The 11,815-nt window shown below is 69.8% G+C and carries 7 protein-coding genes and 1 pseudogene; 2 read left to right on the top strand and 6 right to left on the bottom strand.

Annotated elements, in window-relative coordinates:
- Window positions 1-1,483: DUF3179 domain-containing (seleno)protein (locus tag QZ483_RS09435; protein WP_297083274.1), on the bottom strand; the 1,483-nt coding region annotated here is incomplete at its 3' end.
- A 237-nt stretch (window positions 1,484-1,720) separates the two neighbouring features.
- Between QZ483_RS09435 and QZ483_RS09430 the strand changes: the two are divergent.
- Window positions 1,721-2,278, top strand: a pseudogene (locus QZ483_RS09430) (DUF819 family protein); the annotation flags it as partial.
- Here QZ483_RS09430 and QZ483_RS09425 read toward each other — a convergent pair.
- From QZ483_RS09425 to QZ483_RS09405, 5 genes are read right to left on the bottom strand one after another with little or no spacing between them, the layout of a single operon-like run.
- On the bottom strand, window positions 2,254-3,243 hold the full coding sequence (locus QZ483_RS09425) for a GAF domain-containing protein (RefSeq protein ID WP_297083272.1): 990 nt from the start codon (window positions 3,241-3,243) through the stop codon (window positions 2,254-2,256). The pseudogene QZ483_RS09430 and the gene QZ483_RS09425 overlap by 25 nt on opposite strands.
- Window positions 3,236-4,861, bottom strand: coding sequence for a thiol reductant ABC exporter subunit CydC (gene cydC, locus QZ483_RS09420; RefSeq protein ID WP_297083269.1), 1,626 nt, complete (start codon window positions 4,859-4,861; stop codon window positions 3,236-3,238). Before cydC ends, QZ483_RS09425 begins: the two co-directional genes overlap by 8 nt.
- The gene (locus QZ483_RS09415; protein ID WP_297083267.1) at window positions 4,858-6,441 is read right to left on the bottom strand and encodes an ABC transporter ATP-binding protein/permease; all 1,584 of its coding nucleotides are present in this window, start codon (window positions 6,439-6,441) and stop codon (window positions 4,858-4,860) included. The genes cydC and QZ483_RS09415 overlap by 4 nt, the downstream gene beginning before the upstream one ends.
- Before the next feature lie 3 nt (window positions 6,442-6,444).
- A complete protein-coding gene (gene cydB / locus QZ483_RS09410) occupies window positions 6,445-7,485 on the bottom strand; it encodes a cytochrome d ubiquinol oxidase subunit II (RefSeq protein WP_297083265.1) in 1,041 nt (346 codons plus the stop codon).
- A gap of 12 nt (window positions 7,486-7,497) precedes the next feature.
- Window positions 7,498-8,967, bottom strand: a complete 1,470-nt coding sequence (locus QZ483_RS09405; protein ID WP_297083264.1) for a cytochrome ubiquinol oxidase subunit I — start codon at window positions 8,965-8,967, stop codon at window positions 7,498-7,500.
- A 419-nt stretch (window positions 8,968-9,386) separates the two neighbouring features.
- On the opposite strand from QZ483_RS09405, the gene QZ483_RS09400 reads away from it, so the two are divergent.
- Window positions 9,387-11,815: Rne/Rng family ribonuclease (locus tag QZ483_RS09400; protein ID WP_297083262.1), on the top strand; the 2,429-nt coding region annotated here is incomplete at its 3' end.

Genomic DNA, 11,815 nt, shown 5'->3' with positions numbered 1-11,815 from the left:
GCAGCCGCTCGGACCGGGCGGTGTGGAAGGCGACCGCCTGGTCGGTGACCGTACCGTGCAGCGCCGCGACGGTGGTCTCCTGTTCCCGCAGCACCGCGACCTGACCGGCCATGAACATGCCCTCGCTGAGCTGGGCCGCCTCGTCGACGTCCACCAGCGCGTCGCCGTCGCGTCGCTTGCGGCCGCGCCACTCGACGCGAGCGAGCGGGAGCTGCGCGTGTGCGCCGACCCGAACAACCTGCCCTTCTCGAACGCCGCAGGCGACGGCTTCGAAAACGATCTCGTCGCCGTTCTTCAATGCCACGAATGCCTTGGTTCGCTGGAACGCGACCGGTTTTCCGGATGCTGTGATGACGCCGATGATGTCTTCGTGAACCGGCAAACGCGGATCGACGTCACCGACCGGAAATATCGGACCGTCCGCATCCCGCCCGTTGCGAAAATCGAAATCGCGTCCCAGCGCCAGCTTTTCCACCAGCACGGTTGTCTCCGGGTGCCATTTCTTCCATGTGCCCCAGTCGGTCGTAACGACGCTTGTCTGCTTCAGTTGCACGTTCTTCGCCAGAAGCGTCCCCGTCACCGCGCGGCCCAGGAACGTATCGAACACAGAGTATGTATTGACGTCGTACATCACCTTGTTGGACCGGATCAGCAGCCCCGAGGTGCGCAGTATCGGCCGGTCTACACCCTTGGGCAGCCGGTCGGTGAAATAGGCCTGCGCCGAACCGCACAGGGTGCAGTACGGAATGCCCAGATGCCGCCCGCCCAGCGTATCGTTGACCATCTCGCGCACTTCCATGATGCGCCGCGGATAGGCCCGGTATTCGCCGTTCACCTGAATGCCGAAGACGATGTCCTCGTCCTTGAGCCACGTCGCGTCTTCGGCGCTGCTCACGTCGGGATTGTCGGCAGCGGGAATGCAGTTGCACGGCTCGTCCGTCGCATCGTACTTGCGGTCGTCGATCAGCACGCCGCCCCATGAAACGTGCCGCCAATCGATATCTCCCTGAACGAAGATCCTGTCCCAGCCGGGCACGAACCGCGTGAATATGGCCCGCTTCGCCCGCAGGTAATCGGGCGGCGCCGGAATATCCCATGCGATGAGATGATCGGTCACCACGCCCCAGTGGTTTTCATCCGGCGGGCTGATCCCCAGCAATTCGGCGGCTGCGTCGGCCAGTGCCTTGCTCAGACCGGGCCCCGGAGAAAACCGCATCAGATCGGCGATGATCCAGGCGACCCGGGGATCCTTTGCCGCGACGATTTCGCCCAGCGCGGCCGTCTGTTCCTCGTACCATTGCGACTTGGCCATGCTGTCGAGAAAGGCCACTTTCACGGCGGACTTCAGCTCCCCGGGCAGCGGACCATCCGGAATCGCGGGAGGGTTGCCGAACTTCTCGATTACATGATCCGGCAGCGCTGCCCTTTCCCCGGCCAGCAGGGGATCGAACCGGAACACTGAAATCGCGACCAGGGACGCCATGAGCCAGTAACGAGATTGGAATTTGCCTGCCGATATCATCGTGGAGCCTTTCGCGAGCCTGATTATGCATGGCGAGCATCGGATGGGGGGCGGAACGCGCCACGTTCTGATATTGTGTGGCCCTAGCCGTTTTGCGTCGCCAGTCACGATTTCATCAACATCCGGTGAGCATGAGCGGCGCCCCGCTACCGAAATTCATTTTTCCCCGATCCGATATTCACACCGGGCAGGTAATTCATGTCCCTGATCTCCCCCGACAATCACCTTGCCGTCATGGCGGCGCTGGCCGTCATCGCGGGCGCCGCGTTCCTGCTGGAGCGTACGCGCATCGGCGGCAACCTGACGGCGGCGGTGATCGCGATTCTCGCCTCCATTGCCCTGGCCAATCTCGGCGTCATCCCGAAAAGCGCGCCGGCCTACGGTTTCGTCTTCCACTACATCGTGCCGCTGCTGGTGCCGCTGTTCCTGTTCACGGCCGACCTGCGGAAGATCCTGTTCGGCGCGGGACGCATGACGGCGGCCTTCCTGCTCGCGTCGGCCGGCACGGTGGCGGGCGTGACGCTGGCGCTGCTTTTGCTCGACCTGTCCGCGCTGGGCGCGGCCTCCGGCCTCGACGTGCCGGGCCGCGAGCCCGCCATCGCGGGACTGTTCGCGGCGACCTATATCGGCGGCTCGGTCAATTTCGCGGCGCTGGGCGAGATCACGGGGCTCGTCCGCGATCCCGCCTTCTATTCCGCGGCGACCGCCGCCGACAACCTGCTGGGGGCGCTCTATCTCTCGTTCATCGCGGCGATGCCGGCCTCGGCCTGGCTGGCGAAGCGCTCGGCGATCGACAGGTCGCCGGCGTTGAACTCCCGAGCGCCGCGCGCGCGCCACAGCATCAGGAGCCCGACCGACCGGCCCTGTGTCACGAGCGGGGCATACAGGCTCGGGCCGTAGGACGTGACCTGCTCCAGGACGTCGGTTCCCGGCGGCTCGGGCGCGACTACGCCCTCTCCCGCGCGGATGACCTGGACGCCCGTGCCCTCGGGTGGCAGTTCGAGGCCCAGCAGCGCCTCGGCCCCGGTGCCCCCGGTGACCTCCATGACCCACGCTTCTTCCACTCCCGGCAGCACGAGCGCCGCGGTGTCGGCCTCGGACAGCTCGAGCGCGGTGTCGATGATCGACTGGAGCCCGTCCTCGGGGTCGTCGTCCGCGAGCAGATGTGCGGTGATCCGCTGCGCGGCCGCGAGCCAACGCTCGCGGGAGAGCGCAAGGTCGTACAGCTCGGCGTGGTCGATCGCGACGGATGCCGCAGAGGCGAGGGCGCGCACGTCGCGGTCATCCTCGTCGGTGAAGTCGCCGTCCTTGTTCGCGAGGTAGAGCTGTCCGAAGACCCGTCCGCCCACGCGCAGGGAGGTCCCCAGGAACGTCGACATCGGCGGGTGCCCGTCCGGCAGGCCCACACGAGCCGGGTGCTCGCTCACCGCATGGACGGCGAGCGTGCCCTCGGCCGGAATCTCGCCGAGCACCCCCACGGGTTCGGGCGGGCGCCCGATGTGCGCGAGCACCGCGTCGGACATCCCGCGCGAGTGGAAGGACTGCGACCGCCCCAGCGAGTCGAGCACGTTGATCGCGGCGTACCGCGCACCGGTCAGCGCCGTCGCGGCGTCGAGGAAAGCGTCGAGGACGGCGGGCAGCTCCAGCTCGGTGTTGAGCGCGATGATCGCCTGAGCGAGCGCATGCTCGCGGGCTGCCGCGCTCGTGCTGGCGTCAGTCATCGAGGGTCACCGTCCTGTCTGCGGCGTCCAGCAACGCCAGGTCGTGGGTCACGATCACCACGCTACGGCCTTGGGTGCGCAGCCCGGCGAGAGCCGCGCGGAGGGCTTGGCGTCCATCCGCGTCGAGGTGCTCGCCGGGTTCGTCGATCAGCGCGGCAGGCTGCGGTGCCAGCAGGGCGCGCGCGAGCAGCAGCCGTCGCCGTTCGCCTCCGGAGACGGTGCCACCTCCCGAGCCGATGACCGTGTCGAGGCCCTCCGGCAGTGCCTCGACCCAGGGCGCGAGGCCGACCCCGGCCAGGGCGTCGAGCGCCTCCTCGGGGGAGACGTCCCCGCGAGCGACACGCAGGTTCTCGAGGACCGTGGTGCCGAAGAGGTGGGCGTCCTCGGCGGTGATCGCGACGATGGTGCCGAGGTCCGCCTCGAGCGAGGGCCGCCCATCGATCAGGGCCTGACCGGCAGCGGGCTCGAGGGCGCCGGCGATGGTGGCGAGCAGGGTGGTCTTGCCGATCCCCGACGGGCCGACGACCGCCACGACCTCGCCGGGGTCGACCGTGAACGAGACGGGACGGGTGGGGGCCACTCCCGGCCAGGCGACTCTGAGGCCGCGCGCCTCGATCCGCACTGCGGCCGGTGTGGGATCGCCCGAGCGGTCCTGGGCGTGCGCGGGCCCGACCGGCGCGAGCTCTTCGATGCGGCGCGCGGCCTCGGCAGAGCGGAACACCTGCAGGGTCGCTGCGGGCACCGCTCCGACGGCTTCGAACGCGGCGAGAGGCAGCAGCGCGACGACGGCTGCCGTCGTGGGGCCGATGAGGCCGTCCTGAGCGTGCGTCACCGCGATCGCGATCGAGCCCACGAGAGCCGCTCCCGCGGCGAGGGCCTGGACGGCTGCGGCGAGCGCAGCGGGTCGTGCCGTGGCCTCGTGGGCGCGTGCGGACTCGGACTCGGCCTCGTCGAGCTCGGCGAGCGCCTGCGCCGAGGTGCCCCATACGCGGTGCTCGGGAGCGGACTCGATGGCCGCGAGAGCGCGCTCCGTGACCTCGGCCTCGGCCCGGACCCCCAGAGTCGCCGCAGCGCGTGCGGAGCGCAGCGTCAGCGCCGCTGCTCCCACTCCGGCTATCAGCAGGCATGCGGCGAGGACGAGCCCCGCCACGGGCACGAGTGCGGCCGCGATCGCGACGGCGATGCCGGAGACGAGCACGGCGACCGCGGCAGGGATGAGTCCACGGACGACCGCGTCGCCGACGGCATCGATGTCCGCGCCGAGGCGCGCCATGATCTGGCCGCGGGAGAGCGGCAGCACGCGTGCCGCGGGAGCCGCCGCGAGACGCTCATACACGCGGACCCTCAACGAGACGACGCCACGGAGCGCGGTGTCGTGTGACGCGAGACGCTCGAGGTAGCGGAACAGCCCGCGGCCGATGCCGAAGAACCTCACGACGACGGCCGCGATCGCGAGATCAGCGGGCGAGGGCATCCCGGCGGCTCGCGCGATCAGCCATGCCGCCACCGCCGCGAGCCCGACTGCCGAGCCCAGCGCCGCCGTGCCGGTCAGCACCCCCAGCGCCGCGCGACCGCGCGGCACCTGGGCATCTGCGAGCGCGCGCCACAGCGGCCTCACGATGCCACCTCCCGCGCGCCCTCCACCGCGACCACCGCATCGGCCGCGGCCACGAGCTCCGGCTCGTGAGTGGCGACGATCACGGTGCTGCCGGCGGCAGCGGCGCCGGTGATCTGAGCGACCACGGCGGCTCGCGATGCCTGGTCGAGGTGGGCCGTCGGCTCATCGAGCACCAGGACGGGACGATCGGCGTCGAGTGCTCGCGCAAGCGCCGCGCGCTCCCTCTCGCCCAGACTCATGGTGCGGCCCTCAACCCCGAGGTCCGGGCGCTGCGGCACCCACGCGAACTGCGTGCTCCATGACTCGGCATCGACGTCCACGAGAGCGGTGGTGCCCTCGGCGGATCGAGCGTGGATCTGGCCGGCATCCGCGTCCAGCAGGCCCATGAGCGCGAGCAGGGCCGTGGTCTTGCCGTCGCCGTTGGGTCCCACGAGCGCGGTGATCCGGCCGGGCGCGGCGTCGAAGCTCAGGGTGTCGGGGGCGCGGCGCCTCCCGTCGGGCGTGAGGACGGTCAGGCCTTCGACGGAGAGCGTGGCCCCCGCCAGCGACGGAGCGGGGCGGTCGCCTCCCGAGGCGATGAGAGGAGTCTCAAGGACCTCGAACGCGGCGTCGGCGGCGGCGAGGCCGTCAGCGGAGGCGTGGAAGTGCGTGCCGACGTTGCGCACCGGCAGGTAGATCTCAGGGGCGAGCACCAGTACGGCGAGCGCGGTCTCGATCGACACCTCGCCGTAGACCAGTCGGAAGCCCAGCGTCACGGCCACGAGAGCCACAGCCAGCGTGGTCAGCAGCTCGAGGACCATTCCGGACAGGAAGGCGATTCTCAGCGAGCCCATGGTCGCGCGGCGCTGGGCGTCACCGAGATCACGGATGCGCGACGCAGGGCCGCGCTCGCGGCCCAGGGCCTTGAGGGTGGGCAGGCCAGTGATCAGATCGAGCGTGCGCGCCGCGAGACGCTCCATCGCGGCGAGGTGCCTCGCGGAGCGGTCGCGCGTGAGCAGCCCGATGAGGACCATGAAGAGGGGCACGAGCGGCACCGTGGCCGCGATGATCGCTGCGGAGATCCAGTCGAGGTCCAGTACCAGGAGCAGCATCAGCGGTGTCACGGTGCACGCGAGCAGCAGCTGCGGGAGGTACCTCACGAAGTAGGGGAGCAGGCCGTCGAGTCCACGCGTGGCTGTGGTCGTGACGGCTGTGCCCTCGCCTGAGGCCGCCCATCGCGGGCCCAGGCGCGCGGCGTGCTCGACCACGCGCCGCCGCAGGTCCGCGACGACAGCGACGCCCGCCCGGTGGGCCAGCCTCTCCTGGACCCATACGAGGACCACGCGGACTGCGACGATCGCCGCCAGCCACCCCAGCGCGGTCGCGAGCTCGCGGGCGCCAACAGGCACGAGCGTCCCCAGCCACCCGAGGCCGTCCTCGGTGAGCGGGGAGGGCGCGAGCACCGGCGCGAGCGCACGCGAGATGACCAGGGCCTGCAGCGCGATCGCGCACGCCGTGGCCAGGCCGAGGCCAGCCGTGATGAGGACGTACCGACGGGCGGGACCGATGCGCGCGACGAGCCGGGGATCGAGCGGTCGCACGCCCTACTGCTCGGCCTTGGACTTCTTGGGAAGGAAGGTCAGCGAGCTGTGGTCGGGGATGTGGTCCGCGGACAGGCGCCGCCGGAAGACCCAGTAGGTCCAGCCCTGGTAGAGGAGCACCACCGGAGTCAGCACGACGGCCACCCAGGTCATCACGGTGAGCGTGTAGTCCGTGGAGGACGCATTCTCGATCGTCAGCGAGTACGCGGGGTCCGTGCTCGACGGCATCACGTCGGGGTACAGCGAGCCGAAGATCAGCACGACGGCGAACGCGATGGCGACGGCGTTCGCGATGAACGCGACGCCGTACCGCCCGATGCGGCCCGCGCCGGTCGCGATCACGAGACCGACCGCGGCGACGGCGACGGCAGCCCAGGTCCAGGGCACCGAATAGGCGATCTGGGTCCAGATCGCGAACACGGCCGCCACGACGAGCGCCACGGGGGCGAGCGTGCGCGACAGCGCCTCGGCGCGCTCGCGCACCTCACCGTCGGTCTTGAGCGCGAGGAAGATCGCTCCGTGGCTGAGGAACAGCGTGAGCGTGGTGGCGCCGCCCAGCAGCGCGTACGGGCTCAGCAGGTTGAAGAAGCCGCCGGTGTAGGTGCCGGTCTCGTCGATGGGCACGCCGCGGACGATGTTCGCGAACGCGACGCCCCACAGAATTGACGGGATCCACGCGGAGCCCATGATCATCCAGTCCCAGCGCCGGCGCCACGTGTCATCGTTGATCTTTCCCCGGTACTCGATCGCGACCGCGCGCACGATGAGCGCGAGCAGGATCAGGAACAGAGGCAGGTAGAAGCCCGAGAACAGCGTCGCGTACCACTCCGGGAATGCGGCGAACATGGCGCCGCCTGCGGTGAGCAGCCACACCTCGTTGCCGTCCCACACCGGGCCGATCGTGTTGAGCGCGACGCGGCGCCCGCGGTCGCCCTTGCCCACCTTCTCCATGAGCATGGCGACGCCGAAGTCGAAGCCCTCGAGGACCAGGTAGCCGGTCCACAGGACGGCGATGAGGATGAACCAGAACAGTGCGAGATCCATGATCATCCCTCCTTAGTACGCGAACGACATCGGTCGGTCGGCATCGTCGTTCGGCTCCTCGTAGGAGACGTCTGGGGCGCCTTCGACCGCGTACCGCTGCATGAGGCGGAACCAGAAGACGCCGAGCACCGCGTAGACGACCGTGAACACGGAGAGCGAGAGCGCGACCTCGAATACGGACGTCGCCTCCGAGACCCCGAAGAGGGTCATCAGCATGACCTGGTCGGAACCGGTCGGGTTGGGCGCGACCACGAAGGGCTGGCGTCCCATCTCGGTGAAGATCCATCCGAAGCTCGCCGCCAGGAACGGCATGGGCAGCGACACGATCGCAAGCTTCTTCATCCACTCCTGGTCGATGACGCGACCCTTGCGCGTGAACCAGAAGATTGCGATGCACACCGCAGCGGAGAACGCCGCCAGGCCGATCATGAGCCGGAAGGACCAGTAGGTGACCAGCAGGTTGGGCTGGTAGGTGATCTCGTCGCCGTTCGCGTCCGTCGCGCCGTAGCGCTCCGCGTAGATCTCCTGAAGGTCGTCGAGCCCGGTGACGGGGGCGCTCCAGTCACCTGTCGCCAGGTACGACGTGAGGCCAGGGATCTCGATGAGGTGGGTGACGGACTCGCAGTCGTCTCCCGCGAGGTTGCCGATCGTGAGGATCGAGAACGGCGCGGGCTCCTCGGTGTGGCACAGGGCCTCCGCCGCCGCCATCTTGATGGGCTGCTGCTCGAACATCAGCTTCGCCTGGACGTCGCCCGTGACGATCACGGCGATGCCGGACAGCAGCATCACGACCGCTCCGTAGCGCGCCGCCGTGCGGTACATCGGCAGGTCCGCGTGGTCCTTGTCCGCGCGCGAGTGGCGCACCATCCAGTACACCGCGATGCCGGCGACGAAGGTGCCCGCGACAAGGAATGCGGTCGCGATCACGTGCGGGAACGCGACCAGCGTCGTGTTGTTGGTGAGCACCGCGCCGATGTCGGTCATCTCCGCGCGGCCCGTCTCCGGGTTGTACTCGGCGCCCACGGGGTGCTGCATCCACGAGTTCGCGGCGATGATGAAATACGCGGACAGCATCGAGCCGATCGCGAATGCCCACACCGTCGCCAGGTGCACCTTCTTGGGCAGGCGGTCCCAGCCGAAGATCCACAGTCCCAGGAACGTCGACTCCAGGAAGAAGGCGGCGAGGGCCTCCATCGCGAGCGGGGCGCCGAACACATCGCCCACGAAGCGCGAGTACTCGGACCAGTTCATGCCGAACTGGAACTCCTGCACGATTCCCGTGGCGACTCCTAGCGCGAAGTTGATCAGCAGGAGCTTGCCGTAGAACTTCGTGAGCCGGAGGTACTTCTCCTTGCCGGTCCGGACCCACGCGGTCTGCAGGATCGCGACCAGCGTCGACAGGCCGATCGTGAGCGGCACGAGGATGAAGTGGTAGACGGTCGTGATGCCGAACTGCCAGCGGGCGAGTTCGAGGACTTCCATCGCGGGCCTCCAGGGTTAGGCGCGGTGAGCTTTCTCTATGAGAGGAATCTACCCGGAGGACAACCCCCGGCGCACCGGGACCAAGGTCCTGGGAGGGGCCATCTTCCAGGCCTGGCGAATCGCCGGGCACCTGAGACTCGCCGGGAATGGCGACCGATGTGTCACAATGGTCGGCAGGTCCGCACCCAGCCACACCGGGTGCCAACCGCGCGACAGACGCAGCGACTGCGCAGCAGCCAGTCCCGTCCTGGTCCCGCCGGGCTACAGCCCACAGGCGGTGACATCGGGGATAGGCGCTCGGACGCAGGCGCCGCTGTCAGCCGCGACCTGAAGACTTGGTGGCCGCGAGAGACGCGAGTCACGAACGACGAGAGAGTGTCGATGCGGTGTGTGGGCCGCGTGGACCCGAGGTACCCGCGTTGAGCGAGGAAAAGACCACACCCGAAACCCCTTCGACAGCCGTCATCTTCCAGGCGCCTGAGCCCGCGCAGCCGCGTCGCGCATCGGCGCCCGCCGGGCCGCCGTCCACGTCAGCTGGCGGCTCGGGTTCCGCGAATAGGGCCGGCACGAGTGCCGGTGCGGCGAAGAAGGACGCGGCCGCGAAGAAGGACAAGGACGGCGCCGCCACGAAGGACGGGGCCGCGAAGAAATCGGGTGGCGCCAAGTCCACCAAGAAGACCGGCGGCCAGAAGTCGGCCGATGCGGCGGCCAAGGACCGCGCCTCGGCACCGGCATCCGGCGGCAAGGCCGCTGACGGGCCGTCGGGAGGCGACGCCGGCGACAAGGGCGGCGAGGCCGCGGGAGCGTCCGAGGGCTCGGGCGACGGTGCAGGTTCGAACGCAGGTGATGGCGGCTCGGGTGAGGGCGGCGCCAAGCGTCGCCGGCGTCGTGGCGGCCGCGGGCGCGGAAAGAAGAAGCCCGAGGGTCAGCAGGACGGCGACGCAGCCCAGTCCGGCGGCGAGGCGTCGCAGGACGGCTCCGCAGGCGCGGCCGGGCAGGAATCCGGTGCCACCGACGGAGCGCAGGGCGACGCCAAGGACTCCGACGACGGCGAGACCGGTGAGGGCGGCTCGCGCCGTCGACGGCGCCGTCGCGGGTCGCGATCCGGCGGTTCCGGCAGCTCGGGCGGAGGGGGCGACGACCAGCTCCAGGGCTCGACTCGGCTGCAGGCCAAGCGCCAGCGCCGCCGCGAGAGCAGGGACGGCCAGCGCCGTCGGCCCGTGATCTCCGAGGCCGAGTTCCTCGCGCGGCGCGAGTCCGTCAAGCGCGACATGGTGGTGCGCGAGAAGGACCATCGCGTCCAGATCGCCGTGCTCGAGGACGATGTGCTCGTCGAGCACTACGTGTCTCACCAGGCGCAGCAGTCGATGGCCGGCAACGTCTATCTGGGCCGCGTGCAGAACGTGCTGCCCGGCATGGAGGCGGCGTTCGTGGACGTGGGCCGCGGCCGCAACGCCGTGCTCTACGCCGGCGAGGTCAACTGGGACGCTGCGGGGCTCGAGGGCAAGCCGCGCCGCATCGAGCTGGCGCTGAAGCCGGGCGACACGGTCATGGTGCAGGTCACCAAGGACCCGATCGGCCACAAGGGCGCCCGCGTGACGTCGCAGATCTCGCTCGCCGGCCGCTTCCTGGTCTACGTTCCCGGCGGGGGAGTGACCGGCATCAGCCGCAAGCTGCCTGACACCGAGCGCGCGCGCCTCAAGAAGCTGCTGCGTGAGGTCATCCCGTCCGACGCCGGCGTGATCGTGCGCACGGCGGCCGAGGGCGCGTCCGAGGACGAGCTCCGTGCGGACGTCGAGCGCCTCAAGCGCCAGTGGGAGGGCATCCAGGCCGAGGCCGAGACGGGCAAGGCGCCCAAGCTCCTGCGCGGCGAGCCGGACATGGCCATCCGCGTGGTGCGCGACATCTTCAACGAGGACTTCGAGTCGCTCACGATCCAGGGCGACGACACCTGGAACTCCCTCAGCGCGTACGTGGGCCAGGTCGCGCCTGACCTCATGCCGCGCCTGAGCAAGTTCTCCGGCGACGGTGACGTGTTCTCGGAGCACCGCATCGACGAGATGCTGACCAAGGGCATGGACCGCAAGGTCTGGCTGCCCTCCGGCGGCTCGCTCGTCATCGACCGCACCGAGGCGATGACGGTCATCGACGTCAACACGGGCAAGTTCGTGGGCAAGGGCGGCACGCTCGAGGAGACGATGACGCTCAACAACCTCGAGGCGGCCGAGGAGATCGTGCGCCAGCTCCGCCTGCGCGACATCGGCGGCATCATCGTCATCGACTTCGTCGACATGCTGCTGGAGGCCAACCGCGACCGCGTGCTGCGCCGTCTGATCGAGTGCCTGGGCCGGGACCGCACCAAGCACCAGGTCGCCGAGGTCACCTCGCTGGGCCTGGTGCAGATGACCCGCAAGCGCGTGGGCCAGGGACTGGTCGAGGCGTTCTCCGAGACCTGCGAGCACTGCAAGGGGCGTGGCTTCCTGGTGCACGGTGAGCCCGTTGCCGAGGTGAGCGAGAAGCAGCCGGAGCGCCGCCGAGGCGGCAAGGGCCGTGGAGGCCAGGGCGGCGGCCAGGGCGGTGGCCAGGGCGGCAACGCGGGCAAGCGTCAGTCGGACGACCACGCGCACACGCCCGCCAAGGGCGAGACGCACGCTCTCGACGACCGCGAGGAGGCCCGCGAGGCCGTCAAGGCCACGCTCGCATCGATCGCGGCGGCGGCCGAGAAGGCCCATCACCACGAGGACGACGGCAGCGAGAAGCCGGCCGAGCCGGCGATCGACCTGCCGGACCGTTCCGGGGGTGACGCCGAGACCGGTGACGCCGCCGTGGCACCGCAGCAGGAGGCCGC

It is taken from the genome of uncultured Demequina sp., assembly GCF_913055775.1.
In the GTDB taxonomy this organism is placed as follows: Bacteria; Actinomycetota; Actinomycetes; order Actinomycetales; family Demequinaceae; genus Demequina.
This window is presented reverse-complemented; position numbering and strand designations above follow the sequence as displayed.

Coding starts and splice junctions, on each gene's coding strand:
- QZ483_RS09425 (WP_297083272.1), bottom strand. CDS start 3,243: ATGACTGACGCCAGCACGAGCGCGGCAGCCCGCGAGCATGCGCTCGCT.
- QZ483_RS09405 (WP_297083264.1), bottom strand. CDS start 8,967: ATGGAAGTCCTCGAACTCGCCCGCTGGCAGTTCGGCATCACGACCGTC.
- cydB (WP_297083265.1), bottom strand. CDS start 7,485: ATGGATCTCGCACTGTTCTGGTTCATCCTCATCGCCGTCCTGTGGACC.